We start from the raw sequence: 26839 nt of genomic DNA on the forward strand, positions 1-26839 counted from the left end.
AAAGCGCGGCTCAGGTCGATCCCCAGACCTCCTGCGCGGTCTCGACCACCAGCCGCAGCTTGGCGCGCTGCGCCTCGACCGCGATGTTGTTGCCGTGCACCGTGCTCGAGAAGCCGCACTGCGGCGACAGCGCGAGCTGCTCGAGCGGCGCGTACATGGCGGCGTTCTCGATGCGGCGCTTGAGCTCGTCCTTGTCCTCCATCTGGCCGAACTTGGTGGTCACCAGGCCCAGCACCACGGTCTTGCCCTTGGGCAGGAAGCGCAGCGGCTTGAAGTCGCCCGAGCGCGCGTCGTCGTACTCCATGAAGTAGGCGTCGAGGTCCATCTCCTTGAGCAGCGCCTCGGCCACCGGCTCGTAGTTGCCGGCCGCGGCATGGGTGCTCTTGAAGTTGCCGCGGCACAGGTGCATGGCCAGCAGCATGCCCGGCGGCTTCTGCGCCACCACCTTGTTGATGAAGGCGGCGTAGCGGTGCGGCAGCTCGTTCGGGTCGTCGCCGCGCTTGCGGGCCGCCTCGCGCATGTGCTCGTCGCAGAGGTAGGCGAGGTTGGTGTCGTCCATCTGCACATAGGTGCAGCCGGCCGCGGCCAGCGAGCGCAGCTCGTCGCCATAGGCCTGGGCCACGTCGTCGTAGAAAGCGGGGTCGAGCTCGGGATAGGCCTCCTTGCTGATGCCCGCGCGGCCGCCGCGGAAGTGCAGCATGGTCGGCGAGGGGATCGTGACCTTGGGCGTGCGGCCGGCCGAGACCTGGCTCTTGAGGTACTCGAAGTCGGCCAGCTGGATGTTCTTGACGTGGCGCACCTTGTCGATGACGCGCATGGCGGGCGGTGCCAGTTCCTCGCTGCCGTCGGGCTTGCGGATCGTGACCGGGATGTCGGTCTTCACGCCGCCGAGCTGGTCGAGGAAGTCGATGTGGAAGTAGGTGCGGCGGAATTCGCCGTCGGTGATGCTCTTGAGGCCGATGTCTTCCTGGAACTTGACGACCTCGGCGATGGCCTTGTCCTCGACCGTGCGCAGTTGCTCGGGCGTGATCTCGCCCCTGGCCTTCTGCTCGCGGGCTTCGAGCAGGTATTGGGGACGCAGGAAGCTGCCCACGTGGTCGTAGCGGGCGGGCAGGGTGGCGTGCTGTGACATGAGGATGGAACTCCGGCTTGTCTGAACGAAAGAGGTGGAACGGAACATCGTATCGCCTTGTGCGACGACGTTGATGTGTACAGAGAGATCGGTGTTTTCCCTTGATTCGGCGTAATTGGCTGGAAATTCTCGTGTTTTTGTATACATTGAGTATCCATGGACACGCGATCGCCCCATTTCCCGCTCAACGCCTGGTATGCCGCCGCCTACGACGTGGAGGTGCGGCATGCGCTGCTGCCGCGCACGGTCTGCAACCAGAAGCTGGTGCTGTTCCGCCGCACCGACGGGCAGGTGGCCGCGCTCGAGGACGCCTGCTGGCACCGGCTGCTGCCGCTGTCGATGGGGCGGCTCGAGGGCGACGAGCTGGTCTGCGGCTACCACGGCCTGGTCTACAACAGCCAGGGCCGCTGCACCCACATGCCGAGCCAGGAAACGCTCAACCCCTCGGCCTGCGTGCGCAGCTTCCCGGTGGCCGAGAAGCACCGCTTCATCTGGATCTGGCCCGGCGATCCGGCGCTGGCCGACCCCGCGCTGGTGCCCGACATGCACTGGAACGACGACCCGGCCTGGGCCGGCGACGGCAAGATGATCCGCGTGAACTGCGACTACCGGCTGGTGGTCGACAACCTCATGGACCTGACGCACGAGACCTTCGTGCACGGCTCCTCGATCGGCAACCGCGAGGTGGCCGAGGCGCCCTTCGTCGCCACCCATGGCGACCGCTCGGCCACCGTCACGCGCTGGATGGAGAACATCGAGGCGCCGCCTTTCTGGGGTGGCCAGATCCGCCATGCGCGCGGCTACGCGGGCAAGGTCGACCGCTGGCAGATCATCCGCTTCGAGGCGCCGTGCACGGTCAACATCGACGTCGGCGTGGCCGAGGCCGGCAGCGGCGCGGTGCCCCAGGGCGGCAACCCGGGCGACCGCGGCAAGGGCGTCAACGGCTACGTGCTCAACACCATCACGCCCGAGACCGACAAGACCTGCCTCTACTTCTGGGCCTTCGCGCGCAACTACTGCCTGGGCGAGCAGCGCCTCACGCACGAGCTGCGCGAGGGCGTCTCGGGCATCTTCCGCGAGGACGAGCTGGTGCTCGAGGCGCAGCAGAAGGCGATCGACGAGCATCCCGACCACCGCTTCTACAACCTCAACATCGACGCCGGCTCGATGTGGGCGCGGCGACTGATCGACCGCATGGTCGACAAGGAGCGGCCCGCGCGCGCCGCGATCCCGATCCGCGTCGACCGGCGGCAGGCCGCATGAAGGTCGCCGCCAGCAGCAGCGCCGGCGAGCCCGGCGACAGCGGCGCCTCGCAGGCCGTGAAGGCGCAGCTGCGGCTGCGCGAGATGATCCTGGCCGGCGAGCTGCCGGGCGGCGCGCGCATCGCCGAGGTCGCGATCTCCGAGCAACTCGGCGTGTCGCGCACGCCGGTGCGCACCGCGCTGATGCGGCTCGAGCAGGAAGGCCTGCTCGAGGCCCTGCCCAACGGCGGCTATGCGGTGCGCACTTTTTCCGAACGCGACGTGGCCGATGCGATCGAGCTGCGCGGCACGCTCGAGGGGCTGGTCGCGCGGCTCGCGGCCGAACGCGGCGCGGCGCCGGTGGTGCTGCGCGAGGCGCGCGGCTGCCTGCAGCGCATCGACGAGCTGCTGCGCGAGCCCGCGCTCGATGACGCCGCCTTCTCGCGCTACGTGACGCACAACGAGCGCTTCCATGCGCTGCTGTGCGAGATGGCCGGCAGCCCGGTGATCGCGCAGCAACTCGAGCGCGTGATCAACCTGCCGTTCGCCTCGCCCTCGGGCTTCGTGATCGTGCAGGCCAATTCGCCGGCCGCGCGCGACATGCTTGTGATCGCGCAGGACCAGCATGTGCAGGTGCTCGACGCCATCGAGTCCGGCGAGGGCTCGCGCGCCGAGGCGCTGATGCGCGAGCACAGCCGCATCGCGCGGCGCAACCTGCGCGAGGCGCTGCATGGCGCGCCCGCCGAGCAGCAGCGTCCGCTGCCGGGCGTGCAACTGATCCGCCGCCGCGGCTGAGCGGCTTCCTTCTTTTTCCGGTCCTGGTTCCCCGATGAAAAGCGATCTCCAATGGATGCAGGCGCAGGTGGTGGCGCTGCGCGACCTCACGCCCACCGTGCGCGAATTCGAGCTGCGGCCCGAGGCGGGCACCGCCGGCGGCCACGAGCCCGGCGCCCATCTGCAGGTGCAGGTGACGAACGCGCAGGGCCAGTCGCAGACGCGCTCGTATTCGCTCGTGGGGCAGGGCGAGCTGGGCGGCTGGCGCATCGCCGTCAAGCGGCTCGACGACGGCCGCGGCGGCTCGCTCGCGATGTGGCGGCTGGCCGTGGGCGACCGGCTGCAGGTCAGCGCGCCGCAGAACCATTTCGCGCTCGACCTGTCGGCGCCGGGCTACCTGCTGGTGGCGGGCGGCATCGGCATCACGCCGCTGGTGGGCATGGCGCAACGGTTGAGCGCGCATGCGCGGCGCAGCGGCGTGCCGCTGGCCATGCACTACGGCGCGCGCCACGCGGGCGAATTCGCCTACCTCGACGAACTGCGCGCGACGCTCGGCGAGACGGCGTTGCAGACGCACGAAGGCGCCGCGGCCATCGACCTCGCGGCCGCCATCGCCGCGCTGCCCGCGGGCGGCCAGCTCTACACCTGCGGCCCGGCACCGATGCTCGAGGCCGTGCAGCGCGCCTGGGCGGCCGCCGGCCGCCCCGCGGCCGACCTGCGCTTCGAGACCTTCGGCAGCAGCGGCCGGCTGGCCGCGCAGGCCTTCACCGTGCGCGTGCCGCGGCACGACCTCGCGATCACCGTGCCGGCCGACTGCTCGCTGCTCGATGCGCTCGACGCGGCCGGCGTGCAGACCCTGTGGGACTGCCGGCGCGGCGAATGCGGTCTGTGCGCGATGGACGTGCTGGCCGTGGACGGCGAGATCGACCACCGCGACGTGTTCCTCAGCGCGCACGAGAAGCGGGCCACCACCCGCATCTGTGCCTGCGTGTCGCGCGCGGTGGGTACGCTCACGCTCGATTCCGCGTACCGCGCGGACGCCTGACCGGCACCGATCCACCCCGTTGCGCGATCATCGCGCAGTTCATTTGTCTATCGCGCAACAAAGCGCCGCGCGGGCCCGCGCCTAGGTGAAGGCCCGCGACAAGGAATGTTGCAAAGTGTTGAAAAATAGGCCGATTCCGCTCGTCGCCCCCAAAGGAGAACTCATGCAAAGGCGTCAACTCATCCAGTCCGCGAGCCTCGCCGCGCTCGCGCTTTCCGGCGCGCTGTCCGTGACGGCCGTGCAGGCCCAGGACAACAAGTTCAAGATCGGCCTGATCCTGCCGATGACCGGCCAGTCGGCGTCGACCGGCCGCCAGATCGAGGCCGCCGCGCGCCTGTACATGGCGCAGAACGGCGACACCGTGGCCGGCAGGAAGATCGAGCTGATCGTCAAGGACGACACCGGCCTGCCCGACGTCACCAAGCGCCTGGCGCAGGAACTGGTGGTGAACGACAAGGTCAACGTGCTCGCGGGCTTCGGCCTGACGCCGCTGGCGCTCGCGGTGGCGCCGATCGCCACCCAGTCGAAGACGCCGCAGGTCGTGATGGCCGCGGCCACCTCGAGCATCACCGAGGCCTCGCCCTTCATCGTGCGCAGCGGCTTCACGCTGCCGCAGGTGTCGGTGCCGATGGGCGACTGGGCGCCGAAGAACGGCATCAAGACGGTGGTCACGCTGGTGAGCGACTACGGCCCCGGCAACGACGCCGAGAAGTTCTTCAGCGAGCGCTTCGCGCTCAACGGCGGCAAGGTGATCGACAAGCTGCGCGTGCCGCTGCGCAACCCCGACTTCGCCCCCTTCCTGCAGAAGGTGCGCGACGCCAAGCCCGACGCGCTGTTCGTCTTCGTGCCCTCGGGCGCGGGCGCGGCCGTGATGAAGCAGTTCCTCGAGCGCGGCATGGACAAGGCCGGCATCAAGCTGATCGCCACCGGCGACGTGACCGACGATGACCAGCTCAACGACATGGGCGACGGCGCGCTCGGCGTGGTCACCTCGCACCACTACTCGGCCGCCCATCCCTCGGCCGCCAACAAGAAGTTCGTCGAGGCCTTCGAGAAGGCCAACCCCAAGCTGCGCCCCAACTTCATGGCCGTGGGCGGCTACGACGGCATGCGCGTGATCTACGAGGCGCTCAGGACCAGCAAGGGCCAGGGCGGCGGCGAGGCGCTCTTGGCCGGCATGAAGGGCCAGGTCTTCGAGAGCCCGCGCGGCCAGGTGCTGATCGACGCCCAGACCCGCGACGTGGTGCAGGACGTGTACCTGCGCAAGGTCGAGAAGAAGGACGGGCAGCTCTACAACGTCGAGTTCGACGTGATCAAGGGCGTCAAGGACCCGGGCAAGGCAAAGTAAACACGGGATCGGGCAGCCGGACGCAGAGGACGCGAAGGTTGCGCGAAGGACGCGAAAGAAACTTCATTTGAATTCTTTCGCGTCCTTCGCGTAGTTTTCGCGTCCTTCGCGTCCGGTCAGCCCGCATTCGGCAGCCGCGAACAAGCGCACATGCTCACCATTCTTTTCGACGGCATCGCCTACGGCATGCTGCTGTTCGTGCTCGCCGTGGGGCTGGCCGTGACGCTGGGGCTGATGAACTTCATCAACCTCGCGCACGGCGCCTTCGCGATGGCGGGCGGTTATCTCACCGTGTTCGCGATGCAGAAGTTCGGCGTGCCGTTCATGCTGTGCCTGCCGCTGGCCTTCGTGGTCGTGGCGCTGGCCGGCGCGCTGCTCGAGCGCACGCTCTACCGGCCCATGTACGGCAAGCCGCACCTCGACCAGGTGCTGTTCTCGATCGGGCTGGCCTTCATGGCGGTGGCGGCCATCGACTACTTCGTGGGCTCCTCGCAGCAGAACGTGCAGCTGCCCGAATGGCTGCGCGGGCGCACCGAGCTCGGCGACGGCGCGCTGATGCTGGGCATGGGCCACTACCGGCTGTTCATCATCGCGGTCTGCGCGGTGCTCACCGTGGTGCTGCAACTGATCCTCTCGAAGACCCGCTTCGGCAGCCGGCTGCGCGCCGCGGTCGACGACCCGCGCGTGGCCGCGGGGCTGGGCATCAACGTCAACGTGGTGTTCCTGCTGACCTTCGCGGTCGGCTCAGGGCTCGCGGGGCTGGGCGGCGCGCTCGGCGCCGAGATCCTCGGCCTCGATCCGACCTTCCCGCTCAAGTACATGATCTATTTCCTGATCGTGGTCTCGGTCGGCGGCACTTCGTCGATCACCGGGCCGCTCGCGGCCGCGCTGCTGCTGGGCATCGCCGACGTGGCCGGCAAGTACTTCATTCCGAAGATGGGCGCCTTCACCGTCTACCTGCTGATGATCCTGATCCTGATGTGGCGGCCGCAGGGCCTGTTCACGCGCAAGGGGGGCCGCTGATGGATGCGCCTTCCGACTTCCAGTCGCCGCTGCTGCGCAAGGCGCGCTGGCACCCGGTCGAGTTCGTCGTGTGGGCCGTGGCCTTCGCGCTGCCGCTGATCACGCCCTCGCACTCGCTGCTGGTCAACGAGATCGCCATCGTCGCGCTGTTCGCGATGTCGCTCGACCTGATCCTCGGCTACACCGGCATCGTTTCGCTGGGCCATGCGGCCTTCTTCGGCTTCGGCGCCTATGCCGCGGCGCTGTTCGCCAAGCTGGTGATGCCCGACCCGACCGTGGGCCTGCTGTTCGCCATCGTGCTGTCGGCGCTGCTCGGGCTGGTGGCCAGCGTCACCATCCTGCGCGGCAGCGACCTCACGCGGCTGATGGTCACGCTCGGCACCGCGCTCCTGCTGCTCGAGCTCGCCAACAAGCTCGACTGGCTGACCGGCGGTGCCGACGGCCTGCAGGGCGTGGTGATGGGGCCGGTGCTCGGCCTGTTCGAGTTCGATCTCTACGGCCGCACGGCCGCCTGGTATTCGCTCGCCGTGATGCTGGTGCTGTTCCTCGTCATGCGCCGGCTCGTGCATTCGCCCTTCGGCGCCACGCTCAAGGCGATCCGCGACAACCGGCTGCGCGCCATGGCGATCGGCATCCCGGTGGTGTCGCGGCTGGCCGTGATCTACACCGTGGCGGCCGGCGTGGCCGGCGCCGCGGGCGCGCTGCTCGCGCAGACCACCGGCTTCGCCTCGCTCGACGTGCTGGCCTTCGACCGCTCGGCCGACGTGCTGCTGATGCTGGTGATCGGCGGCGTGGGCTGGCTCTACGGCGGCGTCGCGGGCGCCATCGTCTTCAAGCTGCTGCAGACCTGGCTGTCGTCGGTGACGCCGCAGTACTGGATGTTCTGGATCGGCCTGATCCTGGTGTTGCTGGTGCTCGTGGGCCGCGATCGTCTGCTCAAGCCCTGGACCTGGTTCGGTGCCGGCAAGAAGGGCGGTGCGGCATGACCGACACCGTGCTCTCGACCCATGGGCTGGTGATGCGCTTCGGCGGCATCACCGCGACGAACAACGTCTCGATGGAACTCCGGCGCGGCGCGCGCCATGCGCTGATCGGCCCGAACGGCGCCGGCAAGACCACGCTGATCAACCAGCTCACGGGCGTGCTCACGCCCTCCGAGGGCCGCATCACGCTGCTCGGCGAGGACATCACGCGCCTCGCGCCGCACAAGCGCGTGGCGCGCGGGCTGGTGCGCACCTTCCAGATCAACCAGCTGTTCGACTCGATGACGCCGCTCGAGACGCTGGCGCTGGTCGTGTCGCAGCACCAGGGCATCGGCGCGCAATGGTGGCGCCCGCTCGGCGCGACCAGGGCGGTGGCCGAGCGCGCGGGGCAGCTGCTCGAGCAGTTCCACCTGGCCGACGTGGCGCACCAGCAGACCAAGCATCTGGCCTACGGCAAGCGCCGGCTGCTCGAGATCGCGATCGCGCTGGCCTGCGAGCCGCGCGTGCTGCTGCTCGACGAACCCGTGGCCGGCGTGCCCGCGGGCGAGCGCGAGGAGCTGCTGCAGACCGTGGCCGCGCTGCCGGCCGACGTGTCGGTGCTGCTGATCGAGCACGACATGGACCTGGTGTTCAGCTTCGCCGACCGCATGACGGTGCTGGTCAACGGCACCCTGCTGACAGAGGGCGATCCCGAGGCCATCGCCAGCGACCCGCGGGTCAAGGAGGTCTACCTCGGCCATGGCCAGTCCGCGGAGGCCGCCCATGTCTGAGCTGCTGCGCATCGATAACCTCAGCGCCGGCTACGGCGAGGCCGTGGTGCTGCACGACGTGTCCTTCGCGCTCGGCGAGGGCCGCACGCTCGCGCTGCTGGGCCGCAACGGCACCGGCAAGACCACGCTGATCAACACCCTGGCGGGCGCCACGCGCCAGCACGGCGGCAGCATCGCGCTCGGCGGCCAGGCGCTGCACCGGCTCGCGCCGCACCAGCGCGCGGCGGCCGGCATCGGCTGGGTGCCGCAGGAGCGCAACATCTTCAAGTCGCTCACCGTGCACGAGAACCTCACGGCCGTGGAGCGGCCCGGGCCGTGGAATCCGCGCCGCGTCTACGAGATGTTCCCGCGCCTGGCCGAGCGCAAGACCAACCTCGGCACCCAGCTCTCGGGCGGCGAGCAGCAGATGCTGGCCGTGGGCCGCGCGCTGGTGCTGAACCCGAAGCTGCTGCTGCTCGACGAGCCGCTCGAGGGCCTGGCGCCGATCATCGTGGAGGAGCTGCTGCGCGCCATCCGCCGCATCACGCGCGACGAGGGCCTGGCCGCGATCGTGGTCGAGCAGCATCCGCAGGCGATCCTCGCGATCTCCGACGAGGCCGTGGTGCTCGACCACGGGACCATCGTGCATGCCGACAGCGCGGCCGCGCTGCGCGCGCAGCCGCAGGTGCTCGATCGCTTGCTGGGCGTGGCGCGCTAGGCGGTCGACGCATCGGCCGGAAAGACAAGGAGACAGAAGACCATGACGATCCGGAACACGACGATGCGACGAACCGCCGGCCTGTCGGCCCTGGCGATCGCCGCGGGCCTGCTCGCCGCCTGCGGCACCGGCGGGCCTTCCGCGCCGCAAAGCCTGAGCCTCGGGCCCGACCCCGCCGCGGCCTGCGCGCGCCTCGCGGCACCGGTGCCCCCCCCCCCCCCGGCGCGATCGGCCTGCCCAGCGGCATGGCGACCATCGACACCGCCACCCTTGTGGCCGCCGCGCCGCTGGCGGTGGCCGAGCGCGGCCCGAGTCCGGCGGCGCGCATCACGCCGGCCACGCCCGCGCATTGCCGGCTGCTCGGGCGCATCGCGCCGCTCGATGCCGCCGCGCCGCCGATCGGGTTCCAGGTCAACCTGCCGCTGGCCTGGAACGGCCGCAGCCTGCAGTACGGCGGCGGCGGGTTCAACGGCGTGCTGATCACCGGCCTGGCGCTGGTGCCGGCGGCCCGCTTCGACCAGCCCACGCCGCTCGCGCAGGGCTACGTGACCTACGGCACCGACTCCGGCCACCAGAACGTGGCCGGCCAGCCGCCGCAGGCCTTCGCGCTCAACGACGAGGCGCTCGAGAACTTCGCGCATGCCTCGTACAAGAAGGTGCGCGACGTGGCCGTGGCGCTGATGCAGCGCGCCTACGGACAGGCGCCGCGCAAGCTCTACTTCATGGGCAGCTCGGAGGGCGGGCGCGAGGCGCTGACCATGGCGCAGCGCTATCCGCGCGACTTCGACGGCATCTTCAGCCGCGTGCCGGTCATCAACTGGACCGGGCTGCAGCATGCGGGCACGCGCAACGGCATCGCCACCTTCGGCGAGGGCTGGCTGCGGCCCGCGCAGGTGCAGCGGGTGCACGAGGCCGTGCTCGCGGCCTGCGATGCCGCCGACGGCACGGCCGATCGCATCGTGTCGAACCCGGTGGCCTGCCTGCAGCGCTTCGACCCGGCCAGCCTGCGCTGCGCGGCGGGCACGCGCGGGGACGACTGCCTCAACGACGCGCAGGTGCAGGCGGTGCGCACGCTGCGTTCGCCGTGGCGCTCGCCCGTGCCACTCGCCAACGGCATCGCGGAGTACCCGGGCTGGGGCATCGGCGGCGAGGCCACGCCGGCCTTCGCCTCGATGGGCGGCTGGAACGCCTGGTGGACCGGCAGCGCCGCGCCGACCGTGCCGCCGCAGCCGAGCAACGGCATCGCGTGGTTCTACGGCAGCGGCGCGCTGCAGTACTTCTATGCCCGCGATCCGTCGCTCGACGTGCGCAACTACCGCGCCGAGGACCATGCGGCGCGCATCGCCACCGTCTCGCGGCTGATGGATTCGACCGACCCCGACCTCGGCGCCTTCAGCGCGCGCGGCGGCAAGCTGCTGATGCTCGAGCACATGGCCGACTATGCGCAGAGCCCGTTCGCGGGCATCCGCTACCACGAGTCGGTGGTCGCGCGCATGGGCCGCGCCGAGGCGGACCGCTTCATGCGGCTGTACACCGCGCCCGGCGTGGACCACGTGGGCAGCGGCGCGCCGGCCAACGTCGACATGCTCGGCGTGCTGGTCGACTGGGTCGAGCGCGGCCGCGCGCCCGCCGGCCTGCAACTGCTCGAGCAGGAGGTGCAGCCGCCCTTCAGGACGGTGCGCGCGCGCCCGCTGTGCGAATGGCCGCTGTGGCCGCGCTACGTGGGAGGCGATGTGGCGCAGGCGGCGAGCTTCCAGTGCACGCGCTAGCGCCGGGCCGATCTTCAAGCGGCGCTTGAAAGAGTTTCCGGGCGCGAGGGCTTTTTCATGCACGGGCCTGCTCGCACACTGCGGGGTCCCTGTCACACCCTCCACGCCCCATGAACACGACCCCCCTCATCGGCATCGCCGTCCTGAAAGCCCGGCCCGGTCGGCGCGAATCCCTTCGCGCCGCATTGAGCGCGCTGGTGCCGCCCACGCGCCAGGAGCCCGGCTGCCTCGACTACACGCTGTTCGAACTGCGCGACGAACCCGGCAGCTTCTACATGCGCGAGTCGTTCCGGGACCAGGCCGCGCTGGATGCGCATCTGGCCACGCCGCACTTCAAGGCCTTCGAGCAGCGCTTCGACGAACTGCTCGAGGAGCCGATCCGGCTGGTCTTTCTGGAGCAGGTCGCGTAGCGCTCAGATCGCGCAGCCGTCCGGGCCGCAGGCCGGCGTTGCCGACGAGGTTGACGCCGGCGCCGCGAAGCTCGCGAGTTGCGCCTTCCACGCGTCCGGCCGGCCCAGCCACGGGCCGATGTCGACCCGGCTCGCGCCGCCATCGGGCCGCGCGAGCACGAAGGTCGGGAAGCCCTGGCCACCGACGCGGCGCAGCAGCGCGCGGCTGGCCTCGATGTGTTGCGCGGTCGCTTCGCCCGACAGCCGCGCGAAGGCCGCGGCGAAGGCCTCGGCATCGAAGCCCAGTTCCGCGGCCAGCGCCTGCAGCACGTCGGCGTCGGCGATGCGCCGGCCCTCGGCGTAGTGCGCGCGCTGCACGCGATGGGCCATGTCGAGCGCGCCACCCGCGCGCAGCGACTCGGCCGCGAGGATCGCGGTGGTCGGCGGCTCGGAGTCCATCACGGCCGTGCCGTCGCGCAGCAGGCCTTCGAAGTAGGCCTCGCCGAAGGGCTGGCCCGTGAGCTCGGCGATGCGGCGGTCGTGCGGCAGCACGTAGTCGCGCCACTGCGGCGTGATGGCGCGGCGGTTGGCGCCGGTCATCATGCCGCCGCCATGCAGTTCGACGCGCAGCCCGGGCACCTCGCGCGCGGCCTCGACCAGCGGCGCGGCGGCATAGCACCAGCCGCACAGCGGGTCGAAGATGCAGTGCAGGGTGGTGGCTTCGTTCATTGCGGCCATTTCATCTCTCCCTTGATGACCTTCGCGCTCAGTTCGAGCGAGGAGACGTCCTCCAGCTTGGGGTAGCGCTTCTTCATCGCGGCGATCAGCGCGGCCGAGTCCCTGGCCTTCGCGGCCTCGGTCTCGAAGGCCTGCAGGTAGGCGCGCGTGAAGTTCACCGAGGCGAGCGTGGAGGGCGCCGAGCCGTCGGCGTTCGGCAGGTAGTGGCCGGGCACCACGGTCTTCGGCTTGAGCGCCGCGATGCGGTCGAGCGTGCGGCGCCAGTCGCGGCGCGACTCGGGCGTCTGCGTGTCGGCCACCCAGAGGTGGATGTTGGCCGATACCGGCACGCCGCCGACCACGGTCCTGAGCGAGGGAATCCACGCGACGGTGCGCGCGGGCGTGGGGCCGACGACCTGGATCTTGCGGCCCTCGAGCTCGATCGTGTCGCCCGCGAGCGGCTCGGGCACGACCAGCGACTGCGGCGCGTTGTCCTTGAGGATCGGACCCCAGTGGGCCAGCTTGCCGTCCTTCGAGGCCTGGATCGCGGCCACGGTCTGCGGCGTGGCGACGATCTTCGCGTCGGGGAAGGCGGCATGGATCACGTCGAGGCCGAAGTAGTAGTCGGGGTCGCTGTGGCTGATGTAGACGGTGGCGAGCCTGCGGCCGCCGGCCTGGATCTTCTTCACCAGCGCCTGGGCGTCGTTGCGCTGGAACTGGGCGTCGATCAGCACGGCCTCCTTCTCGCCCGAGACGATGCTCGAGGAGACGGGAAACAGCGAGGCCGCGCCAGGGTTGTAGACCTCGAGCGTCAAGGGGGCGGCAGGTGCGGCGAGACCGAGGGTGGAGAAGGCGGCGAGCGCGGTGGCGGCGAGGAAGCTGCGGCGGAACATGGCGATTCTTTCTGCGGATGAGGGTGTGACAGGTGAAGCCCGCAGTGTGGATGGCGCCGAACGAAACAAAAACCGGCTTCCGCGCAAAGGATCGTTTCGTAATCCGGTCGAATCGGGCGGATCAGTCGCGCCGCGCCAGCTTCTCGAGGTGCGCCACCAGCAGCTGTGCCGCGGGCGAGAGCGAGGCCTCGTCGCGAAAGCAGATCGCGAAGCGGCGCTTCGCCCACGGGTCGGCCAGCGGCATCAGGCACAGGCCGTAGGCCGCGGTGAAGGGCTGCGCCACCTCGGCCGGCACCACGCTGATCGCGAGGCCGGCACGCACGACGCGCAGCGCGGCGTCGAAGTTCGACACCAGCACGCGGTGCACCAGCGGCTTGCCCGCGGCCGTGGCCTCGCGCGCGAGCAGCAGCTGTACCGCGCTGAGCGCAGGCATGCCGACGAACTCGTGGTCGAGCAGTTGCTCGAAGCGCACCTCGCGCATCCGCGCCACCGGGTGCGAGGGATGGGCCACCACTGCGAGGTGGTCGCTGCGGTAGTCGCGCCGCTGCAGGCCCTCGAGGTCGGCCGCGTCCCAGCACAGGCCGATCGAGGCCACGCCCTCGCGGATGCCGCGCACGATCTCGGGGCTGACGCGCTCCTCCATGTCGACGCGGATGTTGCGGTGCGCCGGGTCCTGCAGGAAATCGGCCACGTCCTCGGCCAGCGACTCGGCCATCACCGAGGCCGAGGCCAGCATGCGCACATGGCCGCGCATGCCGCCGGCATAGGCCGCCATGTCGCGCTCGATGCGGTTGACGCTGCCGAGCATGGCGCGCGCATGCTCGAGCAGGGTTTCGCCGGCGGCCGTGGGCACCACGCCGCGGCGGCGCCGCACGAACAGCGGCGTGCCCAGCGTGTCCTCGAGCTGGGCCAGCCGCTTGCTGATGGCCGAGCCGACGATGCTGGCCTGCGCGCCGGCGCGCGCGATGCTGCGGGTCTCGCAGACCGAGACGAACAGGCGCAGGGTGGTGAGGTCGAGGTCGCGCATGGCGTCGGCTCCGTGGTTTTCGTGGTGTTCCGATTCGGAACGGATCGGCTTCCGAAATATAGCTTCTGCATCGAATCGGAAAGTCTAAGAATGACGCCGATTCCAGACATCCATCCCACGGAGACACCGCCTTGACCGAACCTTCCGCCCCGGCGCGCCCGCACGCCTTCCTGCCGCCGCGCGCCACCGTGCGCGAAGTGGGCCTGCGCGACGGCCTGCAGAGCATCGCCCGCACCCTGCCCACCGCGCACAAGCGCGAATGGATCCGCGCTGCCCATGCAGCCGGCCAGCGCGAGATCGAGGTCGGCTCCTTCGTGCCCGCGCGGCTGCTGCCGCAACTGGCCGACACGGCCGAGCTGCTGGCCTTCGCGAAGACCCTGCCGGGCCTGTTCGCCTCGGTGCTGGTGCCCAACCTGAAGGGCGCCGAACGCGCCATCGAGGGCGAGGCCGATCTGCTGGTGGTGCCGCTGTCGGCCAGCCATGCGCACAGCCTCGCCAACCTGCGCAAGACGCCCGACGAGGTGGTGGCCGAGGTCGGCCGCATCCGCGCCGCGCGCGATGCCGCGGGCTCGAGGACGCTGATCGAGGGCGGCGTGGGCACCGCCTTCGGCTGCACGCTCCAGGGCCCGGTGGCGCCCGAGGAGGTGCTGCGGCTGATGCAGGGGCTGCTCGACGCGGGCGCCGACCGCGTGAGCCTGGCCGACACCGTCGGCTATGCCGATCCGGCGATGGTGCGCAGCCTGTTCGAGCGCGCGCGGGCCATCGCGGGCGAGCGGCTGTGGTGCGGCCATTTCCACGACACGCGCGGGCTGGGGCTGGCCAATGTCTATGCGGCGCTCGAGGTCGGCATCGCGCGCTTCGACGCCTGCCTGGCCGGCATCGGCGGCTGCCCGCATGCGCCGGGCGCCAGCGGCAACGTCGACACCGAGGACCTGCTGTTCATGCTGCAGAGCATGGGCGTGGCCACGGGCGTCGACCTGCGGCAGCTGCTCGCGCTGCGCGAGCGCGTGGCGCAATGGCTGGACGGCGAGACGCTGCAGGGCACGCTGTGGCGCGCGGGCTTCCCGAAGACCTTCGCGCAGGAAGAGGTGGCGGCATGAGCGCCCTCGAAGAGAAGCGCCTGCCGCTGGCCGGCATCCGCGTGGTCGAGTTCACCCACATGGTGATGGGCCCGACCTGTGGCATGGTGCTGGCCGACCTCGGCGCCGAGGTCATCAAGGTCGAGCCCATCGAAGGCGACCGCACGCGCCACCTGCTGGGCGCCGGCGCGGGCTTCTTCCCGATGTTCAACCGCAACAAGAAGAGCATCGCGCTCGACCTGCGCCATCCGCAGGGGCTCGAGGCCGCGCTGCGCCTGTGCGCCGGCGCCGACGTGGTGGCGCAGAACTTCAAGCCCGGCACCATGGGGAAGTACGGCCTCGACTACGCCGCGCTGCGCCGGCTCAACCCGCGGCTGGTGTACGTCAACCACACGGGCTTCCTGCCCGGCCCCTACGAGCACCGCACAGCGCTCGACGAGGTGGTGCAGATGATGGGCGGGCTGGCCTACATGACCGGCCGGCCTGGCGACCCGCTGCGCGCGGGCACCAGCGTCAACGACATCATGGGCGGCATGTTCGGCGCCATCGGCGCGATGGCCGCGCTGATGCAGCGCGGCCAGACCGGAGAGGGGCAGGAGGTGCATTCGGCGCTGTTCGAGAACAACGTGTTCCTGGTCGGCCAGCACATGCTGCAGTACGCGATCACGGGCCAGGCCGCGGCGCCGATGCCTGATCGCATCTCGGCCTGGGCGCTGTACGACGTGTTCACCGTGAAGGACGGCGAGCAGATCTTCCTGGCCGCGGTCAGCGACGCGCAATGGCAGAGCTTTTGCGATGCCCTGGGCTTCGACGACCTCAAGGCCGACCCGGCGCTGCGCACCAACAACGACCGCGTGCGGCTGCGCCCGACGCTGCTGGCGGACCTGCGCGCGCGGCTGGCTTCGCGCCCGGCCGCCGAGCTGTCGGCGCTCTTCGAGGCGCGCGGCCTGCCGTTCGCGCCGATCGTGCGGCCCGAGGACCTCTACGGCGATCCGCACCTGCTGGCCACCGGCGGCCTGGCCGACATCCGCCTGCCCGACGGCGAGCGCGCGGGCCAGACCGCGCAGACCACGCTGTTCCCGATCACGCTGGGCGGCGAGCGCCTGGGCGTGCGCCTCGATCCGCCGACGCTGGGCCAGCACACGCGCGAGCTGCTGGCCGAGCTCGGCTATGGCGAGGCGCAGATGCAGGCGCTGCTCGACGACGCGGCCGTGGCCTAGGCCGGTTTTTTCTTCCCCCACTACAACGAGAGACAAGACGATGCGCAACCCACTGCCTTTCTTCATCAACCGCCGCGCGCTGCTGGGCCTGGGTGCCGGCGCGGCCGCGCTGGCCGCCTGGCCCGCCTGGGCACAGGGCGACCGGCCCGTGCGCTTCATCCTGCCGATCAGCGCGGGCTCGGGCGTGGACGCCATCGTGCGCGCCGCCACGGTGGCGCTCGGCAAGTCCTTCGGCCAGCCGGTGGTGGTCGAGAACCAGCCGGGCGCGGGCGGCATCACGGGCACCTCGACCGTGGTCAAGGCCGTGCCCGACGGCTTCACCTTGGGCATGGTGTCGAACAACCACGTCATCAACCCGGCGGTGTTTCGGAAGATGCCCTTCGACCCGATCGCCGACGTGACGCCGATCAGCGTGGTGGGCGCCACGCCGCTGGTGCTGGCGGTGAACCCGAAGCTGCCGGCGAAGAACGTGAAGGAGCTGGTGGCGCTGCTGCGCGCGAAGCCCGAGGGCTACAACTACGCCTCCTCGGGCAACGGCACCATCATCCACCTGGCCGGCGAGATGTTCATGGACGAGGCCGGCGTGAAGGCGCGGCACATTCCGTACAAGGGCACGGGCCCGATGGTCACCGACATGATCGCGGGCCAGGTCGAGATGGGCGTGGTCGCGCTGCCGGCCGTGCAGCCGCACCTGAAGAGCGGCGCGCTGCGCGCCATCGGCCTGTGCGGCCCGGCGCGCTCGCCGGCCGCGCCCGAGATGCCGACCATCGCCGAGCAGGGGCTGCCGAACTACGTGGTCGAGGGCTGGTTCGCGGTGATCGGGCCGGCGAAGATGCAGGCGGCCGAGGTGCAGCGCGTGCACGACGCCGTGGCCGCGGCCTTCGCGAGCGCCGAGGTGCGCGAGGCCATGGACAAGCAGGGCAACCTCATCAAGCCCACCACGCCCGAGCAGGCGGCCGCCTATTTCCGCAGCGAGGCGGCGCGCTACGCGGCGCTGGTGAAGAAGGCCAACGTGGTGCTCGAGTGAGCACGCGGGCCTTCGCGGCCCGGGGCGATCAGTTCTCGGGCCGCACCGCGCGGTAGAGCGCGCGCACGAAATCCGACTGGGTGATCATGCCGGCCAGCCGCTTCTCGGCGTCGATGATCGGGATGTGGTGGTGGCCGCCCTCGGAGAACAGCGGCACCAGGTCGACCACGGGGCGGTCGGCGCTGGCCACGCGCACCTGGCGCGTCATGATCTGGCCCACCACTTCGGGCTTGTTCGAGACCACGGTGCGGGTGGCGCGGATGAAGTCGCGCAGCCGGCCCGCGATGCCCTCGTGGTGCGCCAGGTCGAGCTGGCGGAAGAAGTCGGCCTGCGTGACGATGCCCACCACGCGGCGCGTGCGGTCGACCACCGGCAGCGCCTTGATGCGGCGCTCGTGCATCAGCGCCCAGGCCTCCTGCAGCGGCGTGCCGAACTCCACCGTGATCGGCGTGCGCGACATGATGTCGTCGCAGTGCAGGGTGCCGAGCCGCCGCTTGTAGCTCTCGAGCTCGGTCTGCTGGATCAGCGACTCGAGGTCGTCGCGGCTGATGTCGAGCACCTGGTTGTAGCGCGCCAGCACGGCATCGATGTCGGCCTGGCTGAAGCGCGCGTCGGCGCGCGGCGGCTGCGCCACCTGCACGTGCGGATAGCGCCGGCCGGTGAAGCTGTTGTAGGCCGCGCCCGCGAGCACCAGCAGCAGCGAGTTGACGAAGAAGGGGAAGAAGGCCGACGACAGGTGCGTGGTGTGGGTGAGCACCGCCAGCAGCGCCGCGGCGCCGCCCGGCGGATGCAGGCAGCGCGCCACGAACATCAGGCCGATGGCGCCGCCCACCGCGACCGCGGCGGCCACGGCCGGGTCGGGAATCCAGTTGACGCTGGCGATGCCCACGATGGCCGACAGCGTGTTGCCGCCCACCACCGACCAGGGCTGCGCGAGCGGGCTGGCCGGCACCGCGAACACCAGCACCGCGCTCGCGCCCAGCGGCGCGATCAGCCACACGGCATTGCCGCCGAGGGTCTGCGCGATCCAGCGGCAGATCAGCGCCGTGATCAGCAGCCCGAGGGCCGCGCCGCCCATGGCGCGCAGGCGCTCGCGCGCATCGACGGTGGTGCGGCCCGGCAGCCAGGCGCGCAGATAGACGAGGAGCTTGTTGGCGGAGGACATGCGGATCGAAGAGTGTCTCGGTGTTGTTCTTGTTCGTTCGCCTGCCGCCGTTTCAGCCCTCGTGGGCGACGCGCCGGCCGATGTCGGGCCAGCGGCCGTGCAGCCAGACCCAGGCCACCAGGCCGATGGCCAGCATCAGGGTGGAAGTGAGCGCGAGCGCGAGCGTGGAGTGCATCACCAGCGGCGCCACCGCGCCGGCCACGATGCCGTTGGCGGTGGAGCCGATCACGGCCTGCAGCGAGGAGGCCATGCCGCGGCGCTCGGGATGCAGGTCGAGCACCAGCAGCGTGACCACCGGCACCATCAGCGCCCAGCCGAAGGCGAACACCGCGAGCGGCCACAGCGCCCAGGCCACGTGGGCCTGGAAGAAGGTGTTGGCGACCACGTTGACCACCGAGGTGACCAGCATGATCAGGAAGCCGTCGCGGATCTGGCGCTTGGGCGCCACCTTGCCGGCCATGCGCCCGCTGGCGCGCGCGCCGAGCATGATGCCGCCGATGGTCAGCAGGAAGAACCAGAAGAATTGCTGCGGCTGCAGCGCGAGGTGGTCGCCGAGGAAGGCCGGCGCGGCCAGCACGTAGAGGAACATGCCGTTGAAGGGCACGCCGCTGGCGAAGGCCAGCAGCAGGAAGCGCGGGTCGGAACAGAGGTCCCAGTAGCCGCGCAGCAGGTGGCGCACGTGGAAGGACTGGCGGTGCGAGGGATGCAGCGTCTCGGGCAGCAGCTTGTAGTTGGCGGCGAACAGCACCACGCCCACGGCCACCAGGAACCAGAACACCGCGTGCCAGCCTGCGTGCACGAACAGGAAGCCGCCGACGATCGGCGCGATGGCCGGTGCCACGCCGAAGTAGATCGTGACCTGGCTCATCACGCGCTGGGCCTCGGCGGGCGGGAACATGTCGCGGATCACCGCGCGCGAGACCACGATGCCCGCGCCCGTCGACAGGCCCTGCAAGCCGCGGAACAGCACCAGCTGCGTGATCGTCTGCGACAGCGCGCAGCCCAGCGAGGCCAGCGTGAACACCGCGAGGCCCCACAGCACCACCGGGCGGCGTCCGAAGCTGTCGGACAGCGCGCCATGGAACAGGTTCATGAACGCGAAGCCGAACAGGTAGGCCGAGAGCGTCTGCTGCATCTCGGCCGGCGTCGCGCCGATGGAGCGCGCGATGCCCGAGAAGGCGGGGATGTAGGTGTCGATGGAGAAGGGCCCGAGCATGCCGAGCACCGCGAGCAGCACGGCCAGCGCCCAGCGCGGGGCTTGCCAGAGTTTGTCTGCATCGGGATTCATGATGAGGATTGCTCCATTCTTCTTATCTGGGTAGCTGTCGCAGAGGGGCCCAAAAAAGAAAGCGCCCTTGCGGGCGCCTCCTTTGCGGGGAAATACCGGGAGACCGGCTCAGAGCGTATCAATAAAGCTGCGCAGCTTGTCCGAGCGTGACGGATGCTTGAGCTTGCGCAGGGCCTTCGCCTCGATCTGGCGGATGCGCTCGCGCGTCACGTCGAACTGCTTGCCGACTTCTTCCAGCGTGTGGTCGGTCGACATCTCGATGCCGAAGCGCATGCGCAGCACCTTGGCTTCGCGCGGCGTCAGCGAGTCGAGGATGTCCTTGACCACGTCGCGCAGACCCGCCTGCATCGCGGCCTCGATCGGGGCCGTGTTGCTGCTGTCCTCGATGAAGTCGCCCAGGTGCGAATCGTCGTCGTCGCCGATGGGGGTTTCCATCGAGATCGGCTCCTTCGCGATCTTCATGATCTTGCGGATCTTGTCTTCCGGGATCTCCATCTTGGCGGCCAGGATGCCGGCGTCGGGCTCGAAGCCGAACTCCTGCAAGTGCTGGCGCGAGATGCGGTTCATCTTGTTGATGGTCTCGATCATGTGCACCGGGATGCGGATGGTGCGCGCCTGGTCGGCGATCGAGCGCGTGATCGCCTGGCGGATCCACCACGTGGCGTAGGTCGAGAACTTGTAGCCGCGGCGGTATTCGAACTTGTCCACCGCCTTCATCAGGCCGATGTTGCCTTCCTGGATCAGGTCGAGGAACTGCAGGCCGCGGTTGGTGTACTTCTTGGCGATCGAGATCACGAGGCGCAGGTTGGCCTCGATCATTTCCTTCTTGGCATCGCGCGAGGACGATTCGCCCTCGTTCATGCGCTTGTTGATGTCCTTGAGCTCGGTCAGCGGCACCACCACGCGCGACTGGATGTCGGCCAGCTTCTGCTGCAGTTCCTGCACCGGCGGAATGTTGCGCGCGAGCACGGCGCTCCAGGGCTTGCCGGCGGCGGCCTGCTTCTCGACCCACTTGAGGTTCAGCAGGTTGGAGGCGATGCGGTTGCCGTTCTTGTCGAAGCCGCTGAAGTCGCGGATGAACTCGTCCTGCGGGAAGCCGCACTTGTCCACGATGATGCGGCGCAGCTCGCGCTCCTTCTTGCGCACGTCGTCGACCTGGGTGCGCACGAGGTCGCACAGGCGCTCGATGGTGCGCGCGGTGAAGCGGATGGTCATCAGCTCGTCCGACAGGGACTGCTGGGCCTTGGTGTACGAGGGCGTGCCGTAGCCTTCCTTGTCGTAGACCTTGTGCACCTTCTCGAACATCTCGGCGATGCGGTCGAAGCGCGACAGGGCCTCGTTCTTGAGTTCCTCGAGCTTCTTGGTCAGCGCCTTGGAGCCGCCCTTGCCGTCGTCGTCGTCTTCCTCGTCGAATTCGTCGAAGTCTTCCTCGGCCACGTAGTCGTCGGCCTCGTTGGGGTTCGAGAAGCCGTCGACGATGGTCGAGATGACGACCTTGCCTTCACGGATCTCGCCGGCCAGGCGCAGGATCTCGGCGATGGTGGCGGGGGAGGCCGAGATGGCCTCCATCATCGCCATCAGGCCGCCTTCGATGCGCTTGGCGATCTCGATTTCGCCTTCGCGGGTCAGCAGTTCGACCGTGCCCATTTCGCGCATGTACATGCGCACGGGGTCGGTGGTGCGGCCGAATTCGCTGTCCACGGTGGAGAGAGCCGCTTCGGCTTCCTCTTCCGCTTCCTCCACCGTGGTCGCGGTGGGGGCGGTGTTGTTCAGCAGCAGGGTCTCGGCGTCGGGGGTCTGCTCGTAGACGGCCACGCCCATGTCGTTGAGCATGGTGACCACGACTTCCATGGTCTCGGCGTCGACCAGCTTGTCGGGCAGGTGGTCGGAGATTTCGCCGTGCGTCAGGTAGCCGCGGGTCTTGCCCAGCGTGATCAGGGTCTTCAGGCGCGAGCGGCGCTTGGCGAGGTCTTCCTCGGACAGCACGGTCTCGTCGAGGCCGAATTCCTTCATCAAGGCGCGTTCCTTCGCCTTGCTGATCTTCATGCGCAGCGGCTTGACCTTCTCCTCGGTCGTCGCAACGGCGGCCGCGGGTTCGTCACCGGCCAGGTCGTCCTCGATGTCCGACAGGTCGACGTCGCTCTCGGGCGCATCCTTGTCGGCCTTGGGCTTGCGGCCGCGCTTGGCGCCGGTGGCGGGAGCGGCGGCGGTGCTGGCGGCCTTGGGCGGGCGGCCGACCTTCTTGGCCGCGGGGGCTGCAGCGCCTGCGGCAGCCGTCTTGGCGGCTGTCTTCTTGGTGTCGTCGGTGGTGGTCGTCGATTTCGTGGGCACGGTTTTCACTTTCGTTGCGGCTGCCGCCTTGGACGCGGCTGCACCCGTCTTAGTTGCCGGCAAAGCGGCCGCTTTCAACGGTTTTTCGGCTGCAGGCTTGGCGGCGGCGCTTTTGGCGGGTGAAGGAGCAGGCTTCTTTGAACTGGGCATACGACCTCGTTACAACAAGAATGAACAAGCGGGATCACACGAAATCACACGGGCGCGGTCCGCGAGGACAGCGCCGCCAGCCCGGCACGGCCGGACAGGAACAATTGGGGAAAAGAGGAATAAATCCTCAATAGGCAAGATGTCGGGCGATCATTTGGTGTGCAGTCCTTGCGGGTATTGGCCCTTTCCAGCGGGGTTGCCGTGGAGTGCGTTGCGCGAGGGGCCGGTCCGGAGGTGCTGCTGTCGCTCTTGCCGATTTCGCCAGTTGCGAAGCCCTACATTATAGCGTCTTGCGCAAATTTCAAGCAATCACACCGTCTTGGGGCGCATGCGGGCGCGCAGCTCGAGCCGCCGCGCCTCGAGCGCCTTGTAGCGCTCGAGCGCCCGCGGATCCTTGCCGACGGCCGCGATGGCCTCGCTCTGCTGGAACTTGAGACGGTCGTCGAGCATGAAGTCGAGCACGCTGCCGAGCTCGCGGGCCGCCTCGGCCTGCAGGTCGCTCTCGCTGGCCTCCGGATCGACGGGCGGGCCGCCTTCCGCGGCCGTCATCAGCTTGTCGGCCAGCGCCTCGAATTCCTGGCCGCGCAGGCCCTCGCGCAGCGCGGCCCACGACTGGGCGCCGTGCTCGTGCAGCTGGCTGTCGAGCCAGGTAAAGAGCGCGCCGTGCAGCCCCGGCAGCTCGCACAGCATCAGGTGCACCTCGTGCGACAGCGGTTCCCACTGCGCCATGTTGGCGAGCAGCAGCCGCACCGCGATGTCGGGCCGGCTCAGCGGCTGGCTGCGCCCGCGCATCGGTTCGCGCGGCGGCTCCTTGCGGCCGAAACGCTTGTTGAACGGCCGCTTCTTGCTATCGTTTTCGTAGTAACGCTCGCGCTCTTCGTAGACCGGCGGTTCGGGGAAGTAGCCGTCGTCGTCGGGCGGGCGCTCCTGGCTGCGCTCGGCCTGGCGCGAGGCGCCGCCGCCGCGCGGTGCCGCCGCCGTGGCCCAGAGGTCCGACAGCGCGGCCGCGTCGAGCTGCACCAGCGTGGCGATCTCGCTCAGCAGCTGTCGCTTGAGCGCGCCGTCGGGCAGCGCGCTCCACAGCGGGCGCACGTTGCTGCTCATGTGGGCGCGGCCCTCGGCGGTGCCGAGGTCGCAGCCCTCGCGCGCGGCCTCGATCATGAAGCGCGACAGCGGCGTGGCCTCCTGCACGAAGCGAGCGAAGGCCTCGGCGCCGAACTCGCGGATGAAGCTGTCGGGATCGTGCTCGGCCGGCAGGAACAGGAACTTGATGCTGCGCGTGTCGGTGGCATAGGGCATGGCGCCGTCGAGCGCCTTGCGCGCCGCGCGGCGGCCGGCGGCGTCGCCGTCGAAGCTGAATACCACCGATTCGGTGAAGCGGAACAGCTTCTGCACATGCTCGGTGGTGCAGGCCGTGCCCAGCGTGGCCACCGCGTTCGGAAAGCCGAGCTGCGCCAGCGCCACCACGTCCATGTAGCCCTCGGTCACCAGCGCGTAGCCGCGGTCGCGGAAGGCGGCGCGGGCCTCGTAGAGACCGTAGAGCTCGCGGCCCTTGCTGAAGACGGGCGTTTCGGGCGAATTCAGGTACTTGGGCTTCTCGTCGCCGAGCACCCGGCCGCCGAAGCCGATGCATTCGCCCTTGACGTTGCGGATCGGGAACATCACCCGGTCACGGAAGCGGTCGTAGCGCTTGGCCTCGCTGGCCTCGACCTGGCCGTCCTCGGTGTTGACGATCACCAGGCCGCTCTCGGCCAGCAGCGGGTCCTCGTAGTCGGGAAACACGCCCGCGAGCGTGCGCCAGCCCGGCGGCGCATAGCCGATGCCGAACTGCTTGGCGATCTCGCCCGAGACGCCGCGGCCCTTCAGGTAGTCGATGGCGCCGGGCGCCTGGCGCAGGTGCTTGCGGAAGGCGTCGCCGGCCTTCTCGAGCACGTCGGTCAGCGTGGCCTGCTTCTGGCGCTGGCTGGCGGCGCGGGCGCGTTCGGCCGGCGAGGCGTCGTCCTCGGGCACCTGCAGGCCGTACTGGCCGGCGAGGTCGTGCACGGCCTCCACGAAGCCCATGCCGGCGTGCTCCATGAGGAAACCGATGGCGTTGCCGTGGGCGCCGCAGCCGAAGCAGTGATAGAACTGCTTGGTCGGGCTGACCGAGAAGGAGGGCGACTTCTCACCGTGGAAGGGGCACAGCCCCATGAAATTGGCGCCGGCCTTCTTGAGCTGCACGTAGCGGCCGACGATTTCCACCACGTCGGCGCGCGCGATGAGTTCCTGGATGAATGAAGCGGGGATGGTCATGTAGGCGGGGAGCGGCAAATCATACGCAAGCCGCGGGTCCCCCGCGACCCGGCGGCATACTGGCGGCGACCGACCATCCCGCCCGCATGACGACGCTCAATCCGCTGAAACACGCCGCCCCGCTGCTGCGCCACCCGCTGCGCTTCGGCTGGGAGGCCCTGAAAGAATTCCGCGCCAACCAGGGGTTGCTGCTGGCCGGTGCCGTGGCCTATTACGCGCTGCTGTCGATCGTGCCGCTCTTGATCGTCAGCGTGATCGCGCTGTCGCATGTGATCGACCAGGCCGAGCTGCTGCGCACCATCGGCCGCTACCTCGAATGGCTGCTGCCGGGGCAGTCGAAGGCCATCGTGGCCGAGCTGTCGAGCTTCCTGGACCACCGCGACGTGCTCGGGCCGGTGCTGCTGGTGACGATGATCTTCTTCAGCTCGCTGGCCTTCAGCGTGCTCGAGAGCGCGATGGCGGTGATCTTCCATCACCGCAAGGCCGACCACAAACGCCATTTCCTGGTGTCGGTGGCCATGCCCTACGTCTACATCCTGTGCCTGTGCGTGGGGCTGCTGCTGGTCACGCTGGTGTCGGGCGCGCTGCAGCTCGTGGGGCAGGAGAGCGTCGACCTGCTCGGGCGCAGCTGGTCGCTGTCCGGCGTGTCGGGGCTGCTCCTGTACCTGCTGGGGCTGGGCGGCGAGATCTTCATGCTGACCTCGCTCTACCTCGTGATGCCGGCCGGGCGCATGTCGCTGCGCCATGCGTTGCTGGGCGGCATCACCGCCGCGCTGCTGTGGGAGGCCACGCGGCGGATCCTGATCTGGTATTTCTCGACGCTGTCGCAGGTGAACGTCGTCTACGGCTCGCTGACCACGGCGATCGTGGTGCTGCTGAGCCTGGAGATCGCGGCCACGCTGGTGCTGCTGGGCGCCCAGGTGATCGCGAACTACGAGCGCCTGGACCGCACCGGCAGCACCCGCGTGCGGCCGTCCTCGGTCAGCGGGGAGGGAGTCGAATCGCTCCGTCCAGCCGGATCACCTCGCCGTTGAGCATGTCGTTCTCGATGATGTGCTTGGCGAGCTTCGCGTAGTCGGCCGGGGTGCCCAGGCGCGAGGGGAAGGGCACGCTGGCGGCGAGTGCGTCCTGCACTTCCTGCGGCATGCCGAACAGCATCGGCGTGCCGAAGATGCCGGGGGCGATCGTCATGTTGCGGATGCCGTTGCGCGCCAGGTCGCGTGCGATCGGCAGCGTCATGCCGACCACGCCACCCTTCGAGGCGCTGTAGGCGGCCTGGCCGATCTGGCCGTCGTAGGCCGCGACCGAGGCGGTCGAGATCAGCACGCCGCGTTCGCCCGTGGCTTCGGGCTCGTTCTTGCTCATCGCGTCGGCGGCCAGCCGGATCATGTTGAAGCTGCCGATCAGGTTGACCGTGACGGTCTTGCTGAACACCGCCAGCGCGTGCGGGCCGTTCTTGCCCACGGTCTTCTCGGCCGGCGCGATGCCGGCGCAGTTGATCAGGCCGACGAGCTTGCCGAGCTGCAACGCGGCCGCCACGGCGGACTGGCCGTCGGCCTCCTGGCTCACGTCGCACTTCACGAACACGCCGCCGATGTCGCGCGCGACGGCTTCGCCCTTGTCGGCCTGCATGTCGGCGATGACGACCTTGGCGCCGTTGCCGGCTAGCATGCGCGCCGCGCCTTCGCCGAGGCCCGAAGCGCCACCGGTCACGATGAAAACCTTGCCGTCGATCTGCATGTAGGAGTCTCCTGAGGAAGAAAAGCCCTGCATTATCGAAGACGGCCCGGCGTGAGGCGGTTTCGGCGCGCGCATAAAAAAAGGCCCCGTCCGAAGACGAGGCCCTGAATTGGATCCGTGAGGACCCAAGGAGACAACTGGTGGTGGTCGGCGGCTTAGCGCTTGCGCGACGAAGCGGTCGCGGTCTTGGCAGCGGCGACGGCTTGCGTGGACACGGCGTTGAAGTTGGCTTCGGCGACGTCCGACGCTTGCTTGACGGCCTTTTGCACCGATTCGAAAGCGTTGTTGGCGGCGGCGACGGCGCTCTTCAGCACGGCGACGGCGGTTTCCGAACCGGCGGGGGCATTCTTCGAAGCGCTGTCGACCAGGCCGACGAAGGCTTGCTGGGCTTCGCTGGCCTTCGATTCGAAGGCCTTGGTGAATTCGGCGCCGGTGCCTTGGGCGATTTCGTACAGGTGACGGCTGTAGGCGGCGGTCTTCTCGGCCAGGGGCTGGAACAGGCTGGCTTGCAGCGTCAGCAGTTCTTGCGCGTCCTTCACGCTCAGGGCGGCCTGGGCGGTGGTGGCGGCTTCGGACAGGGCGGCCTTGGAGGCGGTCACGTTGAGTTCGACGAGCTTCTCGACGCCTTCGAAAGCCTTGGTGGTCAGGCCGAACAGGGTTTCGAGGTTGGCTTTTTGGGCGGCGAGGATCTGGTCAGCGGTCAGGGCCATTTGGAATCTCCGGAAGGGATGATGGTTGG

The 26839-nt window shown here is 69.5% G+C and carries 23 protein-coding genes and 1 pseudogene; 14 read left to right on the plus strand and 10 right to left on the minus strand.

The window, feature by feature from the left end; genetic code table 11:
- Positions 1–10: 10 nt before the first annotated feature.
- On the minus strand, positions 11–1132 hold the full coding sequence (locus ACODT0_RS12725; RefSeq protein ID WP_261213698.1) for a 5-methyltetrahydropteroyltriglutamate--homocysteine S-methyltransferase: 1122 nt from the start codon (positions 1130–1132) through the stop codon (positions 11–13).
- Between the two features lie 156 nt (positions 1133–1288).
- Between ACODT0_RS12725 and ACODT0_RS12730 the strand changes: the two genes are divergently transcribed.
- From ACODT0_RS12730 to ACODT0_RS12775, 10 genes are all read left to right on the plus strand, one after another.
- Positions 1289–2395: an aromatic ring-hydroxylating dioxygenase subunit alpha gene (locus tag ACODT0_RS12730; protein WP_296731971.1), complete on the plus strand. Its 1107-nt coding sequence runs from the start codon at positions 1289–1291 to the stop codon at positions 2393–2395.
- The gene (locus ACODT0_RS12735; RefSeq protein ID WP_209540963.1) at positions 2392–3168 is read left to right on the plus strand and encodes a GntR family transcriptional regulator; all 777 of its coding nucleotides are present in this window, start codon (positions 2392–2394) and stop codon (positions 3166–3168) included. The genes ACODT0_RS12730 and ACODT0_RS12735 overlap by 4 nt, the downstream gene beginning before the upstream one ends.
- 34 nt (positions 3169–3202) lie before the next feature.
- A complete protein-coding gene (locus tag ACODT0_RS12740) occupies positions 3203–4192 on the plus strand; it encodes a PDR/VanB family oxidoreductase (RefSeq protein ID WP_479672070.1) in 990 nt (329 codons plus the stop codon).
- Positions 4193–4355: 163 nt separating this feature from the next.
- Positions 4356–5540 (plus strand): ABC transporter substrate-binding protein, encoded by a 1185-nt coding sequence (locus tag ACODT0_RS12745; RefSeq protein WP_261213690.1) that lies wholly within the window; start codon positions 4356–4358, stop codon positions 5538–5540.
- Positions 5541–5690: 150 nt separating this feature from the next.
- Entirely contained in the window at positions 5691–6563 is an 873-nt protein-coding gene (locus tag ACODT0_RS12750; RefSeq protein WP_057595671.1) for a branched-chain amino acid ABC transporter permease, read from the plus strand.
- The gene (locus ACODT0_RS12755; RefSeq protein ID WP_296731983.1) at positions 6563–7549 is read left to right on the plus strand and encodes a branched-chain amino acid ABC transporter permease; all 987 of its coding nucleotides are present in this window, start codon (positions 6563–6565) and stop codon (positions 7547–7549) included. Before ACODT0_RS12750 ends, ACODT0_RS12755 begins: the two co-directional genes overlap by 1 nt.
- A complete protein-coding gene (locus tag ACODT0_RS12760; protein ID WP_057595669.1) occupies positions 7546–8316 on the plus strand; it encodes an ABC transporter ATP-binding protein in 771 nt (256 codons plus the stop codon). The genes ACODT0_RS12755 and ACODT0_RS12760 overlap by 4 nt, the downstream gene beginning before the upstream one ends.
- Positions 8309–9013 carry an ABC transporter ATP-binding protein gene (locus ACODT0_RS12765; RefSeq protein ID WP_057595668.1) on the plus strand — a complete coding sequence of 235 codons (705 nt, stop codon included), beginning with the start codon at positions 8309–8311 and terminating at the stop codon, positions 9011–9013. The genes ACODT0_RS12760 and ACODT0_RS12765 overlap by 8 nt, the downstream gene beginning before the upstream one ends.
- Positions 9014–9258: 245 nt before the next feature.
- The gene (locus tag ACODT0_RS12770; protein ID WP_489041435.1) at positions 9259–10782 is read left to right on the plus strand and encodes a tannase/feruloyl esterase family alpha/beta hydrolase; all 1524 of its coding nucleotides are present in this window, start codon (positions 9259–9261) and stop codon (positions 10780–10782) included.
- Between the two features lie 110 nt (positions 10783–10892).
- The gene (locus tag ACODT0_RS12775; protein ID WP_422097555.1) at positions 10893–11192 is read left to right on the plus strand and encodes a putative quinol monooxygenase; all 300 of its coding nucleotides are present in this window, start codon (positions 10893–10895) and stop codon (positions 11190–11192) included.
- A 3-nt stretch (positions 11193–11195) separates the two neighbouring features.
- Here ACODT0_RS12775 and ACODT0_RS12780 read toward each other — a convergent pair whose 3' ends face one another.
- The 3 genes and pseudogenes from ACODT0_RS12780 to ACODT0_RS12790 form a co-directional block, all read right to left on the minus strand.
- Complete coding sequence (locus ACODT0_RS12780) at positions 11196–11909, minus strand: DsbA family protein (RefSeq protein ID WP_057590430.1); 714 nt, start codon at positions 11907–11909, stop codon at positions 11196–11198.
- Positions 11903–12781, minus strand: a pseudogene (locus ACODT0_RS12785) (MBL fold metallo-hydrolase); the annotation flags it as partial. The gene ACODT0_RS12780 and the pseudogene ACODT0_RS12785, both read right to left, overlap by 7 nt.
- 121 nt (positions 12782–12902) lie before the next feature.
- A complete protein-coding gene (locus ACODT0_RS12790; RefSeq protein WP_057590428.1) occupies positions 12903–13808 on the minus strand; it encodes a LysR family transcriptional regulator in 906 nt (301 codons plus the stop codon).
- Between the two features lie 131 nt (positions 13809–13939).
- Between ACODT0_RS12790 and ACODT0_RS12795 the strand changes: the two genes are divergently transcribed.
- Genes ACODT0_RS12795 through ACODT0_RS12805 form a run of 3 tightly spaced genes read left to right on the plus strand, consistent with a single transcriptional unit; the run spans position 13940 to position 17134 of the window.
- The gene (locus tag ACODT0_RS12795) at positions 13940–14908 is read left to right on the plus strand and encodes a hydroxymethylglutaryl-CoA lyase (RefSeq protein ID WP_489041436.1); all 969 of its coding nucleotides are present in this window, start codon (positions 13940–13942) and stop codon (positions 14906–14908) included.
- On the plus strand, positions 14905–16107 hold the full coding sequence (locus ACODT0_RS12800; RefSeq protein ID WP_489041437.1) for a CaiB/BaiF CoA transferase family protein: 1203 nt from the start codon (positions 14905–14907) through the stop codon (positions 16105–16107). Before ACODT0_RS12795 ends, ACODT0_RS12800 begins: the two co-directional genes overlap by 4 nt.
- A 40-nt stretch (positions 16108–16147) precedes the next feature.
- Positions 16148–17134 (plus strand): tripartite tricarboxylate transporter substrate binding protein, encoded by a 987-nt coding sequence (locus tag ACODT0_RS12805; RefSeq protein ID WP_489041438.1) that lies wholly within the window; start codon positions 16148–16150, stop codon positions 17132–17134.
- 28 nt (positions 17135–17162) lie between these two features.
- Here ACODT0_RS12805 and ACODT0_RS12810 read toward each other — a convergent pair whose 3' ends face one another.
- The 4 genes from ACODT0_RS12810 to dnaG all read right to left on the minus strand — a co-directional run bounded on the left by ACODT0_RS12810 (position 17163) and on the right by dnaG (position 24360).
- Positions 17163–18299 (minus strand): HPP family protein, encoded by a 1137-nt coding sequence (locus ACODT0_RS12810; protein WP_057590424.1) that lies wholly within the window; start codon positions 18297–18299, stop codon positions 17163–17165.
- A 52-nt stretch (positions 18300–18351) separates the two neighbouring features.
- Positions 18352–19587 carry a multidrug effflux MFS transporter gene (locus ACODT0_RS12815; protein WP_057590423.1) on the minus strand — a complete coding sequence of 412 codons (1236 nt, stop codon included), beginning with the start codon at positions 19585–19587 and terminating at the stop codon, positions 18352–18354.
- 108 nt (positions 19588–19695) lie between these two features.
- A complete protein-coding gene (gene rpoD, locus ACODT0_RS12820; protein WP_057590422.1) occupies positions 19696–22068 on the minus strand; it encodes an RNA polymerase sigma factor RpoD in 2373 nt (790 codons plus the stop codon).
- A gap of 309 nt (positions 22069–22377) precedes the next feature.
- Complete coding sequence (gene dnaG, locus ACODT0_RS12825) at positions 22378–24360, minus strand: DNA primase (protein ID WP_489041439.1); 1983 nt, start codon at positions 24358–24360, stop codon at positions 22378–22380.
- A gap of 86 nt (positions 24361–24446) precedes the next feature.
- On the opposite strand from dnaG, the gene ACODT0_RS12830 reads away from it, so the two are divergent.
- Positions 24447–25394, plus strand: a complete 948-nt coding sequence (locus tag ACODT0_RS12830) for a YihY/virulence factor BrkB family protein (RefSeq protein WP_057590420.1) — start codon at positions 24447–24449, stop codon at positions 25392–25394.
- Here ACODT0_RS12830 and ACODT0_RS12835 read toward each other — a convergent pair.
- Together ACODT0_RS12835 and ACODT0_RS12840 are read right to left on the minus strand one after the other, a co-directional pair.
- Complete coding sequence (locus ACODT0_RS12835) at positions 25342–26100, minus strand: 3-hydroxyacyl-CoA dehydrogenase (RefSeq protein WP_479672075.1); 759 nt, start codon at positions 26098–26100, stop codon at positions 25342–25344. The two genes, ACODT0_RS12830 and ACODT0_RS12835, sit on opposite strands and share 53 nt — an antisense overlap.
- Positions 26101–26255: 155 nt before the next feature.
- Positions 26256–26810 (minus strand): phasin family protein, encoded by a 555-nt coding sequence (locus tag ACODT0_RS12840; RefSeq protein ID WP_057590418.1) that lies wholly within the window; start codon positions 26808–26810, stop codon positions 26256–26258.
- Positions 26811–26839 lie beyond the last annotated feature (29 nt).

It is taken from the genome of Variovorax sp. FG153, from assembly GCF_057809595.1.